The 16,587-nt window shown below is 34.0% G+C and carries 16 protein-coding genes; 3 read left to right on the top strand and 13 right to left on the bottom strand.

Annotation, left to right across the window (positions count from 1 at the left end; genetic code table 11):
- Positions 1 to 4 precede the first annotated feature (4 nt).
- The 3 genes from ACLHDE_RS13800 to ACLHDE_RS13790 are packed head-to-tail and all read right to left on the bottom strand — an operon-like array spanning position 5 to position 2,577.
- A complete protein-coding gene (locus tag ACLHDE_RS13800) occupies positions 5 to 1,000 on the bottom strand; it encodes an efflux RND transporter periplasmic adaptor subunit (protein WP_415396978.1) in 996 nt (331 codons plus the stop codon).
- Entirely contained in the window at positions 997 to 2,190 is a 1,194-nt protein-coding gene (locus tag ACLHDE_RS13795; RefSeq protein ID WP_415396977.1) for a TolC family protein, read from the bottom strand. Before ACLHDE_RS13795 ends, ACLHDE_RS13800 begins: the two co-directional genes overlap by 4 nt.
- A 9-nt stretch (positions 2,191 to 2,199) precedes the next feature.
- Positions 2,200 to 2,577, bottom strand: a complete 378-nt coding sequence (locus tag ACLHDE_RS13790) for a FixH family protein (RefSeq protein WP_415396976.1) — start codon at positions 2,575 to 2,577, stop codon at positions 2,200 to 2,202.
- A gap of 110 nt (positions 2,578 to 2,687) precedes the next feature.
- Here ACLHDE_RS13790 and ACLHDE_RS13785 point away from each other — a divergent pair, with 110 nt between their 5' ends.
- Together ACLHDE_RS13785 and ACLHDE_RS13780 are read left to right on the top strand one after the other, a co-directional pair.
- Positions 2,688 to 3,335, top strand: a complete 648-nt coding sequence (locus ACLHDE_RS13785) for a response regulator transcription factor (protein ID WP_415396975.1) — start codon at positions 2,688 to 2,690, stop codon at positions 3,333 to 3,335.
- Positions 3,328 to 4,452, top strand: coding sequence for a sensor histidine kinase (locus tag ACLHDE_RS13780; RefSeq protein WP_415396974.1), 1,125 nt, complete (start codon positions 3,328 to 3,330; stop codon positions 4,450 to 4,452). Before ACLHDE_RS13785 ends, ACLHDE_RS13780 begins: the two co-directional genes overlap by 8 nt.
- Before the next feature lie 13 nt (positions 4,453 to 4,465).
- Here ACLHDE_RS13780 and ACLHDE_RS13775 read toward each other — a convergent pair whose 3' ends face one another.
- From ACLHDE_RS13775 to ACLHDE_RS13735, 9 genes are all read right to left on the bottom strand, one after another.
- Entirely contained in the window at positions 4,466 to 5,869 is a 1,404-nt protein-coding gene (locus tag ACLHDE_RS13775; RefSeq protein WP_415396973.1) for an MBL fold metallo-hydrolase RNA specificity domain-containing protein, read from the bottom strand.
- A 224-nt stretch (positions 5,870 to 6,093) separates the two neighbouring features.
- Positions 6,094 to 9,153, bottom strand: coding sequence for an efflux RND transporter permease subunit (locus ACLHDE_RS13770; RefSeq protein WP_415396972.1), 3,060 nt, complete (start codon positions 9,151 to 9,153; stop codon positions 6,094 to 6,096).
- Positions 9,154 to 9,162: 9 nt separating this feature from the next.
- A complete protein-coding gene (locus ACLHDE_RS13765) occupies positions 9,163 to 10,245 on the bottom strand; it encodes an efflux RND transporter periplasmic adaptor subunit (RefSeq protein WP_415396971.1) in 1,083 nt (360 codons plus the stop codon).
- Positions 10,238 to 11,407: a TolC family protein gene (locus ACLHDE_RS13760; RefSeq protein ID WP_415396970.1), complete on the bottom strand. Its 1,170-nt coding sequence runs from the start codon at positions 11,405 to 11,407 to the stop codon at positions 10,238 to 10,240. The genes ACLHDE_RS13765 and ACLHDE_RS13760 overlap by 8 nt, the downstream gene beginning before the upstream one ends.
- Positions 11,408 to 11,453: 46 nt before the next feature.
- Positions 11,454 to 11,759: a hypothetical protein gene (locus ACLHDE_RS13755; RefSeq protein ID WP_415396969.1), complete on the bottom strand. Its 306-nt coding sequence runs from the start codon at positions 11,757 to 11,759 to the stop codon at positions 11,454 to 11,456.
- Positions 11,760 to 11,964: 205 nt separating this feature from the next.
- Positions 11,965 to 12,570 (bottom strand): hypothetical protein, encoded by a 606-nt coding sequence (locus ACLHDE_RS13750; protein WP_415396968.1) that lies wholly within the window; start codon positions 12,568 to 12,570, stop codon positions 11,965 to 11,967.
- 70 nt (positions 12,571 to 12,640) lie between these two features.
- Positions 12,641 to 12,898, bottom strand: coding sequence for a hypothetical protein (locus tag ACLHDE_RS13745; RefSeq protein ID WP_415396967.1), 258 nt, complete (start codon positions 12,896 to 12,898; stop codon positions 12,641 to 12,643).
- A gap of 119 nt (positions 12,899 to 13,017) precedes the next feature.
- Positions 13,018 to 13,788 (bottom strand): SDR family NAD(P)-dependent oxidoreductase, encoded by a 771-nt coding sequence (locus tag ACLHDE_RS13740; RefSeq protein WP_415396966.1) that lies wholly within the window; start codon positions 13,786 to 13,788, stop codon positions 13,018 to 13,020.
- 475 nt (positions 13,789 to 14,263) lie between these two features.
- Complete coding sequence (locus tag ACLHDE_RS13735) at positions 14,264 to 15,127, bottom strand: helix-turn-helix domain-containing protein (protein WP_415396965.1); 864 nt, start codon at positions 15,125 to 15,127, stop codon at positions 14,264 to 14,266.
- A 165-nt stretch (positions 15,128 to 15,292) separates the two neighbouring features.
- On the opposite strand from ACLHDE_RS13735, the gene ACLHDE_RS13730 reads away from it, so the two are divergent.
- Positions 15,293 to 15,823, top strand: a complete 531-nt coding sequence (locus tag ACLHDE_RS13730) for a hypothetical protein (protein WP_415396964.1) — start codon at positions 15,293 to 15,295, stop codon at positions 15,821 to 15,823.
- Positions 15,824 to 16,074: 251 nt separating this feature from the next.
- Here ACLHDE_RS13730 and ACLHDE_RS13725 read toward each other — a convergent pair whose 3' ends face one another.
- On the bottom strand, positions 16,075 to 16,338 hold the full coding sequence (locus tag ACLHDE_RS13725) for a hypothetical protein (protein ID WP_415396963.1): 264 nt from the start codon (positions 16,336 to 16,338) through the stop codon (positions 16,075 to 16,077).
- Between the last annotated feature and the right edge of the window lie 249 nt (positions 16,339 to 16,587).

The following is a 16,587-nucleotide window of genomic DNA, read 5'->3' as shown; positions in this document are numbered from 1 at the left end:
TTAATTAGTACAACCCATTAACTTGCGCATCACTATCCATCATAAATAGTGCGTTGTTTACTACTTCGTCGCCCTCGTTAAGCCCACTTTTGACTATGTAAGTATCTGGGTTTAAAACCTCTACATCAACTTCAAGAGGTTCGTATTCGCCCTCGTATTCGCCAACTACAAATACATAAAATTTTCCATTCTTTCTCATTACTGCAGTTGCAGGTAGAGTCAAGTAGCTTTTTGTAGCCCCACTCATATTTACACTTGTGTACATTCCCGGTTTTAATATACCTTTTATGTTATCAAGAGATAGTCTAAGTGTAAAGCTTTCCTCTTTTGGGTCAAGCTCAGGATATAGTTTTTCTCTTGTAGCTTTAAATGTTTGTTTCATCGAAGGTGTAGTGAGTGTGAACTCTTCTATATTATCAAGTGCCGATAGTTGGTTTTGGTGTATTTTTAGCTCGACCCAGACTTTGTCTAAGTTCACCACTTGAAAAAGCACACCTTTAGCTTTAAAAGCTGAGTTATTGTTAAGATACTTTTTAAATATATAACCATCAATTGGAGATAGTATAGTCGTAAAAGAAGATGTTTTTTTGTTCTTTGTTATCTCTTTTATCTCAGCATCTGGAATGTTTAAAAGGGAGAGTTTTGTTTTTGCACTACCAAGCATTGTTTTGTTTGCTTTGTTTCTTGTGTAGTTGATGGTGTTTAAGTAGTCATCTTTTGCTTTTAGGACTTCTGGAGAATATACTTTTGCAAGTCTCTCCCCCTTAGTAACTTTTTTGTATGTCTTGTCAGCATAAAGAGTCTCAACAAAACCACCAAATCTAGGACTAACATCGTAAACTCTGGATTCATCAACTTTTACAAAGCCAAAGCTTTTTATACTCTTGGCATCTGATACAAGTTTCACCTTTGTAGTTTGAACGTTAAAGACTTGCTCAACCGTTTTTTCTTTAGCATCTAAGAATGATAAAAAGATAAGTATTATTAGTAAAAGTCTCATTTTTGTGCTCCTGTGAGTGCATCTAAAGATGCTGTTATTTTGTAGTATGAAGCAACGGCTTGGATGCTTTGTTCTTCAAGGCGAAGTTTTTTAGCCAGTAGTTCTATATATATAAAAAGGTCAGAACCACTTTTGATAGATGTATTTGTAAGGTCAAACATATGTTCTATCTGAGGTAGGCTCTCTTTTTCTATGATGTTGTATATTCTGTATGAGTCTTGAAGTCTTGCGTACTGTGTTGCTACTTTTGTATGAAGTGAGTTTTCAAAATCAACCACTTCACTCTTTGCAGCAAGTGAGCGTTTTCTTGATGCTTCTTCTTTTGAGTCTTGTGTTCCATAGATGGGAAGTGCAAATCCAACATTTATGTTTATGTAGTCCTCAAAAGACTCACGGTAGAAATAACCCACTTGAACAAAAGGGTCAATATTGCCTGCTAACTCTTTTACTTTTACATCAGCTTGAGCCTCTTTTAGCATAGCTTCTTTTATTTTGTATGCGCTGCTATCACGACTAACATCTATATAAAAGGCCAATTCTCTTGGTTCTATTACTTGCATCTCAACTTCTAGAGAGTCAACTTTTATAGCACTTAGGTAGCTGATTTTTCTATAAAGTCCTGTAAGTATGCTTTGGAGTTTACTTCTTTTTATTTTTAGTTGTGAGAGTGAAAGCTCAGCTGACATGATTCCCATGTGAGCCTTTGTATCGCTTGTGCTGTAAGCGGTGTAGAGTTCAATGTTTTGACGTGTTAGTTTAATGTAATCATCTGTAATTTTGAGCTGTTGCTCTACTTGCCAGATGCCATAAGCTGTCAGTTTTATAGACTCTACTAGGTTTACTTTTGCCTGAGTTAGAGTAAATGCTACTTTTGCTTTTTTAGCATCTACTTTCTTTGAAGCTGCATCTCTTTTTCCAAAGTATGGAATCTTTTGTTTTACATTTATAGCACTGTACTGCATAGGTTCTATGGAGCGGTTAGTGGTGTCGTCAAGTTGAATATCGCTGATGCTTAGAGAAAGCTCTGGATCTGCAAAGTTTCTACTTACTTCATACTCATTATCAATGGCACTTAGACGCTTTTGTATAGCTTCAAGTGAAATATGGTTTGCTTTTGCACTCTCTATCAGAGTTGATAGAGAAGTTGCACTTAGAAGAAGTGGAAGAAGAATTAAGGCTAGAGCTTTCATGATTTATCCTTAGATATTTACAGACGTTTTAACTCTGATTTTTTTACCAGTTTTTGGTGTGATAAAGATATGAATTTGCCAAGTACCACCCATTGAAAGGTTTATGTTAACATTATATTTTCCAGCACCGAGATTTTTAGCATTTGCTGTACTCTCCATAGCTGGCATACCAGGCATAGCTGGCATAAAAGCTTTTACGCTCACTGTTGCATCTGCATACTTCTTATCTATAACAAGATTAACATTGTTATTCCCCGTAGTTAGAGGTTTTTCAGAAGTAATAAGAACTTTTACAGATCTTGATTTTGCTTGCTTCTCAAAAGCTGCCCCTTGCATTGTACCAACTGCCAAAAGAGCCGCTAAAAATATTTTTGCTATCGTTTTCATTTTGAATCCTTTTGTTGTTTATGTAAGAATTATACCAATTATTTGTGAGGAGTTTGTGAGATGAGAAAAATAGTGATTTTTTAAAGGAATCTTGTGTGTTATAATACTTCATGAAAATTTTACTTCTAGAAGATGATACGGTTTTAGCAGATGTCTTAATTGATTTTTTACAAGAAGAGTATAGTGTAACACATACATATAGTATGAAAAAGGCTTTACAACTGAGTGAAGAAAATTCATTTGACTTGTATATTTTTGACATCAATGTCCCAGATGGTGATGGTATCTCTCTACTTAAAGAATTGAGAAGTTTCAGTGATGAGACTCCCGCTATCTTTATAACTGCTTATCATGATACCAATCATTTGAAAAAAGCTTTTGAATCAGGTGCAAACGACTTTATCAAAAAACCTTTTGACCTTGAAGAACTAACTCAGAGAATAGAAAATATTAAAAGACATTTTGGACTTAGCTCTTTAGTGGAGATATCTTCAGGTATAGTCTTTGACACTCAAAATCACATAGTGACAAAAGAAGATACCCCACAGCATATAACTAACAAAGAGAGTGCCTGTCTTCAGTATCTCTACAAAAATCGTCACCGTGTAGTCAGCGTAGATGAGATACTGCAAAACCTCTGGGAATATGATGAGATGCCATCTGCAGATGCAGTTCGTACTCTTATAAAAGAGCTTAGAAAGAGTGTTGGAAAAGAACATATCTTAAATATTAGGGGCGAGGGGTATAGGTTTGAATAAGTTAGAAAAAAAATCATTTTATTCATTCTTAGCTCTATATTTGGGTTCATCTTTACTCTTTACACTACTCTCAGGTTACTGGTACTTTAGCGCACAGAAAAATTCACTTGAAAATACTACTTATTATAAGCTTCAGCACTTGGCAGATAAAATTTCCGCTCTTGTTATAAATTCTCATATGACTTCATCTCCTCTGATCCTTCCAAAGACGGAGAAAGATTATGAGTATCTGCTTATACCTGCAAAAGATAATAGAATCTTTGATAAAGAGTATTTTGAAAAGGATGGGTTTAAAATCCTTGTGTCAACCGCACCGCAAGAACACTTGGCGATAGAGTATGTTCTGGTAAAAACTAATGAGTATCATAAGAAGTTGTCAGCTTTACAAACAAAAGTAATAGTTGCTATGACTTTGATATTTATAACTATAGTAGTTATATCATGGGTGCTTTCACGTCTGTTTATGCGTCCAATACAACAAAAAGTAAAAGAGATAGAGTCTTTTATACAAGATATATCTCATGAACTAAATACACCCATAACAGCACTTAGCATGAGTACTTCAAGAGCTATGCAGAAAAAGGTTTATGATGCGAAGATACTGAGAAACATCTCTATTTCCACAAAACAGCTCTATAGCATCTATCAGTCACTAGCCTACCTAAATTTTAGTGGAGTTAATCAAGAGTCAGAGATACTAAACCTAAAAACGATTTTACTCAGAAGTATAGAGTACTACTCAGAATTAAGTCATGCAAAAAATATTAAGATAGAAGCATCTTTACAAGACTCAGAGTTAGTAGCTATAGATTCTAGAATAGAACTTCTATTCTCGAACCTAATATCAAATGCTATAAAATATTCTATGCCTGATACAACGATAAGAGTAAAACTAAAACAGGGTTTCTTTAGCATCGAAGATGAAGGTATTGGAATGCACAAAGATAAACTTCACGAGATTTTTCAGCTGTATAAGCGTGGTTCGACACTTGCAGGTGGTTTTGGAATAGGGTTAAACATAGTAAAACAGATATGTGATGAGTTTAAGATAGAGATAGATGTAAGTTCAGAGCCAGATGTTGGCTCTAAGTTTGAATTTACTTGGGGTAAGAAGTAAGTAGATATTTCTTCTATAAAGTAACAGAAACTCCATACTCCATTACCTTGGCATCTTGGTTTAGTCTCTCTTTGATTGCTTTGCTAAAAGGCTCCATTTTACTAGCTTCTCCGTGAATCAAGTATAGATTTTTTAACTCTGAGAAATTACTTATCCAATCTATTAAATCATCTTGATCAGCGTGGGCAGAAAAGCCGTTTATTGTTTGTACCTGAGCTTTTACAACGATATCTTCTCCATATATTTTTACATACTCATCACCGTCAATTATTTTTCGTCCTAAAGTTCCCTCAACTTGAAAGCCGACAAAGATAACTGTGTTCTTGCTATTCCAAAGGCGATGTTTTAGATGATGCATAATACGACCACCATGACACATTCCACTTCCAGCTATGATTATAGCTCTTTGTTTAACTTTATTTATCATACGAGATTCTTCTCTTGTAGAGGTGGTGCTGAGTGATTCAAATGAGAAAGGGTCTCCATTGTCTAAGGTATGATATTCAACTTCATCACTAAGATGAACAGGGTATTTGTTGTATAGTCTGGTTGCTTTTATGGCTAAAGGACTATCTAGAAAAACTTGACATTTTGGCAACTCACCATTATAAGACATCTGATGTAACAACCACAATATTTCCTGAGTACGCTCAAGTGCAAATGAGGGAATAAGTACATTACCGTTTCTCTCTAGCGTATCAATTACAGTTTGTTTAAATTCATCAACACTTTCTTGAAGAGGTTTGTGTTTTCTATCTCCGTAAGTAGATTCTATGAACAGGGTATCAGCTATCTCAGTGTTATCTAAAGGGTCGAGGATAAGTCTATGCTTACTTCCTATATCTCCTGAAAAAACTACACGTTTAGGGATTTTCTCATCAAAATAATCTATCATAACAAAAGCACTACCCATGATATGCCCCGCATTTCCAAATGTAACTTTTATACCTTTTGGTAATTTGTGTTTTTCAAAGTATTCTAAAAGATGCCATTTTTTTGAAAACACTTCTTTAACATGATCTTCAGTGTAGAGAGGTTCAGAAATAGTATCTTCATCACCCCTACGTCGAGCTTTTCTCCTAAGAGTTTTATACTCTTCTTTAAGGATTTTTGCACTATCTAGCAACATTATCTGAGCTATGTCTTTTGTTGGTTTCGTAGCAATAATTTTACCGTTAAAGCCATCTTTTATAAGTTTTGGAACTCTTCCTATGTGATCTAGATGTGCATGGGTGATTATAAGAAAGTCAATTTCAGCAGGATCAAACTCAAAAGGCTCATAGTTTCTGTGGCTACCACCAACTCCTTCACCTTGAAATATTCCACAATCTATAAGTATTTTTATGGGTCCAAGTTTAACTAAGTGGCATGAACCTGTAACAGTTCCTGCCGCTCCATATGATGTGACTGTATTCATAGTGTAACTCCATTTAACTAATATAGTTAAAGTTTAATACTATGAACATTGATGTTTGCTTAAATGGTTTTGTTTTGTCTGCCTCTTTTAGCTTTGGTAGAACTATTTCTAAAACACCATCAGCATAGCCCAGCTATCAAGTACTATAAATGTAATTTTAAATCAAAAAAAAAAAGTTTAAAAAATTGAATTGAGTTATAGTATTTGAAAGTGAAGAGAAGTAGCTAGATGCTACTCCTTTTTTTATATATTAAGTAATAACCAGCAGGTAAAACAAGAAGAGTTAGTATAGTCGAGCTGATGATTCCTCCTGTTATAACAACTGATAATGGATACTGTATTTCGCTTCCTACACCGCTGGCATATAGAAGTGGTAAAATCCCAAACAGAGTTGTAAATGCTGTCATAAGAACCGGTCTAAGACGAAGCAAGGCTGCATCTTTTAGCAGTATTTTTAAATCAACATCGGGGAACTTGACACGAAGCTGATCTATGAAGCTGACTAAAACTATTCCGTTTAAAATAGCTATGGCAAAGATGGCTAAAAAGCCGATAATTGCTGAAACAGACAAGTAGATGCCACTTATAACCAGAGCAATAATCCCGCCTATAAAACCAAAAGGTACATTTATAAGAATCAACATCGCTTTTGAAATGGAGTTAAAAGCAGTATATAAAAGAAGGATAACTAAAAGAATAGTTATCGGGATGATAATCATCAACTTATCTGTAGCTTCTTGCATGTTTTTAAAGTCACCAGCCCAGCCGATGTAGTAACCAGTTGGCATCTCAACACTCTCTTGGATAAGTCTGTTCGCCTCTTTTACAAACGAAGCAACATCACGTCCGTCCACTTCTATAGAGAGAACCATGTAACGGCTCAGATTTTCACGTTTAATAAATGAAGCACCATGACTAATGCTGATATCACAGATTTGATCTAGAGTAACTAATGAGCCGTTAGTTGAGCGAAGAGTTACATCTTTTAGTGCTTGAATGTCTTTTTTTGCATCTTTTATCTTTGCAACTATAGGAAATCTTCTGATTCCCTCTAACATTTCGGTAACTTCTTCTTCTCCTATACCGTTGCGGATAACTTGCATCACTTCATCAACGCTGATTCCATAGCGAGAAAGAGCCAGATAGTTTGGTTCTATCTTTATCTGAGCTTGTCCAAGTTGAGTCTCGACTTCCATTCTCTCTAGTCCATCAACATTGCCAATAGCTTCTTGAATAGCTTTGGAGATGCTATCTAACTCTTTTTGGTTGTCTCCATATATCTTGATAGCAAGCTCAGCTTTTACGCCTTCAAGCAACTCTTCTATTCTCATAGCGATAGGTTGTGTAGGGACAAAGGCAACATGCTCAAATGAGTGTTCTAAATCTTCATTCATCTTGTGAGTTAGTGCAGGTAAATCTTTGATTCCCTCTTTGAGCGTCAGCAGAACTTCCATATAGTTAGCTTGAGCTGTTTCGCCTTTTTCACTTCTACCTATCATGGAGAGAACTGAGCTAACCTCGTTTGGATAATTTTTTAGTATGTGCTTTTCTATCTCAGAAGCACTCTCTACAGATTGTGAAAGAGCTGTTCCCGGTATAGAAATCACTCTGTACATAATGGACTCTTCATTTAACTCAGGCATAAACTCACGACCCTGCTGTGAGAGAACAAAGGCTAGAGCTAAAAATAAAACAGTTACAGATGCTAAAAGCTTTTTCGCATTTGAGAGTGAAAATACTAGTAGTGGTGCATATACTTTTTTAAGCCCACTCATTAGTGCATTGTCAGTATTTTTAGTAGGTTTTAGTAAAACAAAGGCTAAAACAGGAACCAAAATCAAAGCTACAAAAAGTGAGCCAAGCATTACAAATACAATGTTTAATGCCATCGGAGAGTATAATTTTCCAGCTAATCCCTCAAGTGATAGTAGTGGGATAAATACAGCAACGATGATTAAAACTGCAAAGGTTACAGGTTTAGCGACTTCTTTTGCCGAGTCTGCAATAATCTTTACTTTAGAATCACCCTCTTCATCGTGTAATTTTCTAAAGGTGTTCTCAACTACGACAATTGTACCATCGACTATCATCCCTACGGCTATGGCAAGTCCGCTTAGACTCATCAGATTTGCCGATAAGTTGTAATAGTCCATAAGTAAAAAGGCTATGAGCAGAGATATTGGTAGAGATATGATTACTATAAATGCACTCCGAAGCTCAAACAAAAACAAAAACAAAACTATTGCAACTAAAACTACACCCACTATCAGTGCTGATGTCATAGTGCCTACCGCTTTGTGAGTTATCTCAGTCCTGTCATAAATAGTCTCAATGCTAACACCTTTTGGAAGTGCAGAGTTTACGGTAGGGAGTTTTTCTTTTATATGCTCTACAACTTTTGCGGCATTTGTTGCAGTACGTTGGAGAACCATTCCCATAACAGCTTCGCTTCCATCTATACTTACCGCTCCAAAACGTGGCATCGAACCAGTCTCAACTGTTGCCACATCACCGATGGTTACGGCTTGACCTTTACCTGACTTTATAACAGAATTTCTTATGTCATCAAGAGACTTATAGAGACCTGCTCCACGGATGAGGTACTGTTCACGGTTAAACTCTAGGTATTGTCCTCCTGCGGCTTGATTACTCTTAGCAAGTGCAGTGATTATATCTTCGTAAGTAACACCGATGTTTTGAAGTTTTTTAGTGTCGATGAGTACATTGTACTGCTTTTCTTCTCCACCCCAACCTATAACTTCTTCAACTCCGCTAACACTTTTTAGTAGAGGTGTGACGATGTAGTCTTGCATCTCTCGCAACTCTTTTAAAGAGAGTTTTCCAGTTGCATCTTGGAGTTTATACCAAAATACTTGTCCTAAACCAGTAGTATTTGGTCCAAGTTCAGGTTTACCCCAACCGTTTGGAATATCTACACTTGTTAGTCTTTCACTTACGAGTTGACGAAGAAAGTATATGTCCATTTCGTCTTCAAAGAAAACAGACACATAGGATAAGCCAAAAATTGAGTTTGACATTATCTTCTTTACACCTGCCATACCAGAGAGTGCTGACTCTATCGGGTAGGTTATAAGCTTTTCTATATCCTCGGCAGAATTACCCGGACTCTCAGTATAGACCACAACCTGCTTAGGTGTGATGTCCGGAAAGGCATCTACGGGTATATCTTGGTAGGCTTTAAAACCAAACGCACTAATGGCAATGAAAAGCGTTAGCACTAAGAGTTTGTATTTTAGAGAAATATCAATGATTTTATTTAACATAATATCTCCCTAATGCCCGTGTCCGCCAAGAGAAGATTTGAGCAGTTGAGATTTTACGTAATAACTTTTGTCACTAACGTATTGCTCATCCAACTCTAAACCTTCAACTGCCACAAACTCTTCATCTTGCTCTATTATGTTGATAACACGAACTTCATATGCTTCTTCATGACCAAAATCACCATGAGCATCTTCTTGATGCTCCTCTTCTTTTGGAACAAATAAAACCCATTCATTATTGAAAAACGATAGAGCAGATTTTTCTACTGCTACATGTTTTTTAGTTGGGTTAAAGTAGAGTGTTGCAGAGGTATAAGCATTTATGTAGAGGTTATCTGTAATCTCATCAATGCTTGAGAGTAGAACTATTCTTTGAGTCTTCTCATCTACATTTGGTAGTATCTGTGTTACGTTGGAGACGATGTTTTTAGTGTTTGTCTCTATAACTATCTTCTGCCCTATCTTAACCTTAGATGCATACTCTAAAGGCAAAAAAGATTTCAGATAAAATGCCTGACTTTTTGTAACAGAGATGATGTGAGTATCTTCTTTGATGCTAGAGTGTAGAGGTTGAAGTATCTCAGATACAACACCCTCACTATGAGCATAAAGTATAAAGTTCGAAGAAGCCTTTTTTAATGCATCTGTGTTGATTCCTAAAGTCTCTAGTTGAGATTTTAGCGATGTAAGTTTTGCTTGTGCTTCATCTCTTTTGATGCTCTGGGCATTTAGCTCTTGCATCGAAGTCATACCCTTTTCATAGAGACTTTTTGAAGCTTGGTAGTTTTTCTCTTGAGCTTGGAGTTGTTTCTTTTGAGAGATAAAATTTGCTGTCATTTTTGATAGCATTATAGACTCTATAAGGACTATCTTTTGTCCCTTTGTAACGCTTTGACCGACTCTTACGTAGTACTCTTCAATGTGACCGCTGACAAGCGACATGATAGACTGTGAAGCATTTGAGAGCTGGACTATCTGCGCGTTTAGTTCTACAGACTTCCCAAATGCTCTTAGTTTGGCATGTTTAGTCGGTATCAGAGTGGCAAAAAGTGTAAGGCTTAAAGTGATTATTAGTAGAAATATTTTACTCATTATATGCTCCTGAAATATAGTTAGTCGTGATTGCATTTTGATTTAGTGCAGTGTTGATTTTGATAAGAGACTCTTTCGTCTTAATAACTCTGTTTTTAATGTTTTGAAGTTCAAGCAGATTTATACTTGCTATCTTGTAGCCATCTTCAAACATTTTGAGAAGTTTTGTTTGAGTCTTTAGAGTTTCTTCGTTTTTGGATTTTAAAAGCAGTAACAGCCCTCTTTGTTTTTTGAGTTTTATATTCTCAATAGATATTTTTGCATTCTCATTTTCTATGAGAAGCTCAGTTTTATCTGCTTCTAGTTTTGCTATTTGCATCTCTTCACGTGAAGTGTTAAAAATAGCAAGAGGAATAGAAGCTCCGACTCTCATAATGTTTTGATCAGGCTCATCTTCATACTCAGCTCTTATGTCTATCCACTTAACGCTGTTTGAGTTTATCTGTGAGGAAGCCTTTGCTTCTTGCTTATAACTTTTTAGATAGTTTATGTTTGGGTTATTAGTAGAGAGAGCATCTGAGTCTAGTTTAAACTCATGTTTAAAATCAAGCTCTATTTCTTTAGAAATGCCTGCGAACTTTAGAAGCTTGAAGTAAGTATCTTGAATATCAAGGTTAAGAGTTTGTGCCTTAATATCAACCATCTCATAATCAACTTGTGCTTGAAGCATTTCGCCTCTAGAAATTGTTCCAGCACTGTTTCTCTCTTTTGAGATTTCATATATATGCTTTGCAATTTCTAACTCTTCGCCTGCTAGTTCAAGCTTTTTTCTTTGGTTTGTATACTCAGTATAAAAAAGTGAGATATCACGAGTAAACTCCGCGTAAGAGAGTGAGTAGTTAGATGCAGCCTTATTTAGAGTTGCATCTGCGTAAGCTTCTGAATCACTACCAACTCCCCATAGTCTAATGGGCTGAGTAAAAGCAGCTCTGTACCCATTGTCATCTTTAGAGCTATCTGGTCTGAACTCTGAGTACTCTAACTCAAGAGAAGGGTTTTTGTACCTAGTCATAACAGAACCTTGTTCACGTGCTTGAGAGAGTCCCAAGCTTGATGACTTTAAGTAGGTGCTGTTTTTTAGTGCATTGTCTAAAAACGCATCAAAATCTTGTGCAAATAGTGATGCTGAGATTAGAACAACTGCTGATAATATTTTTATCATTATTGTTCCTGTAATAATTTATTGTTTATATTTTTTGTGTTACAGGTTAAGCGGTAGGGGGTTTGTAGAGATTTGTATGGGTTTTGAAGTTGTATGTTTCTTTATGGATTTTATTTGTAGTAGCCTTGAAGTCGACATCTGGTAGAACTAAGTTTTGAGATAGTAGAATTGACTGATGATACTCAAAGTGAATATCGCAAAGGTCTTCATGAGATTGTGGCGTATCAAATTCACTAATATATTCTATGGCACTGCAGTGGTCATCATCATAAGCTGCATAAACATACTCATGTACGATAGAAAAACTGATTACAAACAGTAGCGCTAATGTAGTTAGGCTTCTTAGTCTCATACAAAAAGTATAGCGAACAAAAGTAAAAAGGAACTTTTAGGAAATAGTTTTGAGTAGATTGGGAATGTATTTAACGGGATGGAACGTTTTACTTTAGCCAATAAATTACCGCAAGGGCATTTATTAGTTACAAAATCTTGTTATATCCTTTTGTTTTTTGCACCTTAAAAGTGGAGACTCAATCACAGAAGTGTATTTAGAATTTTTAGAATTTTTTTACAAAATTAAATTCTGTGCAGAAAGGTGCTTGTTCTTTTGACCCTATTTGAAATAAATATAAATTTTCATCACCAACTAATTGCATTTCATGACAATTCATAAGCATTTTAATTTTTTCTAACCAAACAAGTATATTTTTTCTATAATATTCATAATCTATTATTGTTCCATATGGATTTTGAGTATGTAAGATAATCCCACATTTTTTATATATCTTAATAAATAACTTTGAATTTAAATAATTTATTTCATCGACATGAATTAAATCATGTATTACACCTTCAATTTCACTATTTACTTGAAGTAACGGTTTTGGATAAAAATTCTTATTAATTCTTTCCATATCTTTTAACATTAATTCTGCATTCCAAAATTTTGAAAATTTATCATACTCTTTTGAGTAAAGTTCCATATTTGAAATTAAAGAGCCAAATGCTATTGACTCAAGAATTTTTCTTATCTGTAAGCATGCAAACTCTACATGTACATCATTAATTCTCTTTTTACCATTAAATTGAAGTTTCTCTATTACTATAGTTCTACCTTTTATTTCAGATAATAACTCCAAATATTTTTCTAAATTACTATTCAAATATTAATCCTTTTAAGTTCTGGGGATAGCATATATAAAACTAAATAGTCAAATATTTATGGTCTGAGCACTATTTTATACTTTCATAGTTTTTAATTAATGGATGAAATTCTACTACTTGAAATGCTTTAGCATAACCGTAACAAATTTCTCTATATAAGCCTTGCTGATATTGTTCATTAATAATTGACTTTATAGATTGATAGCTAATATTTAATTTCTTTTTAAAGTCATTGTCAATTGCATTCCAATTAATTTCTTTACCACTTAATCGTTCTTGTTCATATTTTTCAAGTATCTCATTTATAATATTATTATCATGTTCCATAATACTTCCTTGTTATTTTAAAATAGTTCACTATGCTATCCTAACGTTTGAATAGAGCGAATAAATTCTCGTTAGAGTAATTTATTGGCTCAAAGGTGTTGTTAGATGCTTTTTATATATTAACTTGCGGCTACCCAGCCACCATCAACAAATAATGTCTGTCCAGTTACGAAGTCAGAAGCTTCACTTGAAAGATATATTAAAGCTCCAATTAAATCATCCGGTGTAGCAAGTCTTCCAAGAGGAATTCGAGAAAGCACTTTTTCTAATATTGGACCTTGTAATGTAACTTGACGACTTGCTGTATTTACCGCAGTTGGTGCAAGTGCATTTACTCTGATACCATGAGAAGCCCATTCCATAGCTAAAGCTTCTGTAAGATGATCAACACCTGCTTTTATTCCGGCATAAACAGATCGTCCTGGCACTACACTTTTACTAAAAGTTGAACTAATATTAATAATTTTCCCATATCCACTTTCACTCATAATAGAACCAATGGCTTGAGAGCAGAAAAACAAACCTTTAAAGCCTGTGTCAATCATTGAATCCCAATCACTTTCAGTGACATCCCATGCAGGTTTTGTTACAGCATAACCGGCATTATTAACTAGAATATCAACTTTACCAATTTTTGTTTTTAGAAATGTTTTTAATCCTTCAATTTCAGATATATTTTGAATGTCTAAGATATATATATTTACTTTTCTACCTATCTTTTCTATGGCTGCTTTTACTTCTAATAATTTTTCTTCACGGCGACCGCAAATCACAATATTAGCACCAGCTTCTGCTAATCCTATTGCCATATCACGACCAATCCCTTCTGAAGCACCAGTAACAACAGCCACTTTGTCAGTAATGTCAAATTTTTTATAATAATTTTGCATTTTTCCTTCCTATAATATACTAGATATTTTTATACTTTTAGTCATCTAACGACCTAACTGAAAAACGAGTTACCCTCAGACAGTTCGTTTAGTCTTTTTTATAACCACTATATTTTAGCTTTTTGAGGCTTAAAAATCCGATGTGTAACTTGTTTTCTTCCTGTGTTTTGTTATAAGTATTCAGCTAACAAGTTTTATTTATAATTTATATAGTGATAAGTGGTATATCAAAATATTAATCAATTTATTTTTTTGTCTTTTATAGTATCTCACTATTAAAAATATTATATACATAGTTTATTCTTAAATTAGTTATTTTTATTAATAGTAAGTAATTTAGTTTCAAGATTTTATCATATGTTCATATTTTAAGGTTTGTACAGTTCTATATACGGTATCTTTGAGTCTAACTTGTTTTGTAAATCGGAATGAAGTATCTTGATTTTATAATTTTAATTTTTCCAATAATCATCTTTTACAAATTTTGCTTCTTTTGATATTGTTTAGGAGTAAGTCCAAACTCTTTTTTAAACTGTTGAATAAACCAAGATAAATTTGAATATCCAACTTCCGTACATACTTCAGATATATTTTTATTATCATAAGTTAAAAGTATTTTTGCAGTCTCAAGTCTTTTTTTAATAAGCCACTTTTGAGGTACTGTCCCATAAATTTTAGAGAATTTTTTTCTAAAATCATTTAATGGAATACCAATCTTACTTGAGATGTCTTCGACATTTCCAAAAGCATTTAGATGTTCATCTATCTTAGATTTTAAATTTATATATTTATCATTTGAAAGTAGTTTTAAAAAGCTTTTAAAACTTCCATCACTATCACTATTTAGTAGAAGAAATAGCATTTCCTGAAGTTTATGTCTTATTATATTTTCGTCAATTTTTTCTTCACAGATAAAAAGAGGAATAAATGTGTCAGATGAGTATTTTAACATTTCGTTCGGAATGATTTGAAAGATATTCTCATTTTTTTGTTTTACCTTTGATAGTTCAATTTGATTGCTTTTAATAAAATCATGAATAAACTTATCACTCCATCTAAAAATCAACGAACCATATTTTTGTACATCATCAAACACTTTGCTTGAGATACAAGTCCCATTCTTAACAAAAATTATATCCCCGGCATTACCCTCAAAAGATTTTTCATCTGTTTTCATGATTCTTTTCCCATTTAACAAAATAATCATTAGGTTATCTTTTAAAATTGTAGTGTGACTTTCAAATGGTTCATTCAAAAATAGTTTTACAGTACATAAGTCTTTATAGAAAATTTCTTCTGATTCTTTTTTATTTAGCATTATCTTATTTAAGTATTCCATATTTCTCTCTAGATTTTTATGCAAATTAACATATATTTGCTTAAGTTACAAGAAACAACAAAAATTGCAGAAGTTCTAGTATTTTTTCTTTTTAAATTCTTTTATAATGAAAGTATCAATCAACTAAATCAAAGTTGTTTGTAAAATTAATACTAGGTATAAAAAATGAATACTGTTTTATCAGATAAAAAAGTTCAAGAGTGGAAAAAAGAAGATCCAATATATATAAGAGGTATTATTAAGCATACACAAACATTTAATACAACCCCCGATAAATTATTTCCATTACTATGCCCTACAGCAGAGTTTGATTGGATTGATGGTTGGCATTGTGAAGTAATATATTCACAATCATTGTATCAAGAATATAATGCAATTTTTAAAACCAACTATTTTAATATAGATGAAACATGGGTTGTTTCTCACTTTGAAGCAAATAGAGTCATTGAGTTCGTACGTGTATCGGAAGACCTTTCAATAAAAGTAGATGTTAGAATTTGTGATAATTTAAATGGTACGAGTACAGGTGATTGGATTATTTATGCTACTGCATTAACATTAAAAGGAAATGAAATTTTAAAAAATATGCAGCCTGAAGATGAGCCGATAGGTGTATTAATTGATGCTTTAGATCATTATATTAATCATGATGAGATTAAACCTTTACCAGATAATATTTTTAATAAACAAAAATAATTGAATATCAGTAATTTTTTTGTAAAAGAGTATTAACGGGGGCGCGGGTGAGTAACTGCCTTTGGTAAACCTTTAGGTTTTCCGATGGTTGCTTACTCCTCCCTCTTGTTATCTGGCGCTGTGCGACAGGTGACCAGTGGGTGTTCAACCCGCGCCCACGTTATCCGGTCACGCAGTGAGCGGATAACGTTTGTCGTGAGCGATAATTTTCCCGCAGGGTAAATTATTGCGTTCCTCGTACTTGTTAGGAGTTAAATACTCCACTCACCATAGATTAATGCTACCCAAAAATCACTACCATATTTTGCTACAGCTATTCCAGTTAAACTCATAATTCCAAATACAGTACATAAAAAATAAAGACCCTCTTTGGTTCTTTCAAAATAAAACTGCAATCCTGCAATTGTTAAGCTAATAATCAAAATGAATATACTTAGTTTAAATAGTTTTTTTCTTTTTTTAGGATTAACTTTAGGATTATAAATTTTATTTAAAAATTTCTCTATTTTGTTCATTGTAAAATCAACTCCTAACGGGGGCGCGGGTGAGTAACTGCCGTTGAGAAACCTTTAGGTTTTACAATGGTTGCTTGCTCCTCCCGCTTGTTATCTGGCGCTGTGCGACAGATGACCAGTGGGTGTTCAACCCGCGCCCCCCGTTATCCGGTCACGCAGTGAGCGGATAACTATTTATTCAAGGAACATTATAACACAAGCAACTACCAATATAATTATTAAAGACATATTCAATATGTCCCTTGATTT

Origin of the sequence: Sulfurimonas iocasae (assembly GCF_047716755.1) — a bacterium.
In the GTDB taxonomy this organism is placed as follows: Bacteria; Campylobacterota; Campylobacteria; order Campylobacterales; family Sulfurimonadaceae; genus Sulfurimonas.
Note: the sequence above shows the minus strand (reverse complement) of the source record. Positions and strands in the feature narration are given on the sequence as shown.

Coding starts and splice junctions, on each gene's coding strand:
- ACLHDE_RS13800 (WP_415396978.1), bottom strand. CDS start 1,000: ATGAGACTTTTACTAATAATACTTATCTTTTTATCATTCTTAGATGCT.
- ACLHDE_RS13795 (WP_415396977.1), bottom strand. CDS start 2,190: ATGAAAGCTCTAGCCTTAATTCTTCTTCCACTTCTTCTAAGTGCAACT.
- ACLHDE_RS13790 (WP_415396976.1), bottom strand. CDS start 2,577: ATGAAAACGATAGCAAAAATATTTTTAGCGGCTCTTTTGGCAGTTGGT.
- ACLHDE_RS13785 (WP_415396975.1), top strand. CDS start 2,688: ATGAAAATTTTACTTCTAGAAGATGATACGGTTTTAGCAGATGTCTTA.
- ACLHDE_RS13775 (WP_415396973.1), bottom strand. CDS start 5,869: ATGAATACAGTCACATCATATGGAGCGGCAGGAACTGTTACAGGTTCA.
- ACLHDE_RS13770 (WP_415396972.1), bottom strand. CDS start 9,153: ATGTTAAATAAAATCATTGATATTTCTCTAAAATACAAACTCTTAGTG.
- ACLHDE_RS13765 (WP_415396971.1), bottom strand. CDS start 10,245: ATGAGTAAAATATTTCTACTAATAATCACTTTAAGCCTTACACTTTTT.
- ACLHDE_RS13760 (WP_415396970.1), bottom strand. CDS start 11,407: ATGATAAAAATATTATCAGCAGTTGTTCTAATCTCAGCATCACTATTT.
- ACLHDE_RS13755 (WP_415396969.1), bottom strand. CDS start 11,759: ATGAGACTAAGAAGCCTAACTACATTAGCGCTACTGTTTGTAATCAGT.
- ACLHDE_RS13745 (WP_415396967.1), bottom strand. CDS start 12,898: ATGGAACATGATAATAATATTATAAATGAGATACTTGAAAAATATGAA.
- ACLHDE_RS13740 (WP_415396966.1), bottom strand. CDS start 13,788: ATGCAAAATTATTATAAAAAATTTGACATTACTGACAAAGTGGCTGTT.
- ACLHDE_RS13735 (WP_415396965.1), bottom strand. CDS start 15,127: ATGGAATACTTAAATAAGATAATGCTAAATAAAAAAGAATCAGAAGAA.
- ACLHDE_RS13730 (WP_415396964.1), top strand. CDS start 15,293: ATGAATACTGTTTTATCAGATAAAAAAGTTCAAGAGTGGAAAAAAGAA.
- ACLHDE_RS13725 (WP_415396963.1), bottom strand. CDS start 16,338: ATGAACAAAATAGAGAAATTTTTAAATAAAATTTATAATCCTAAAGTT.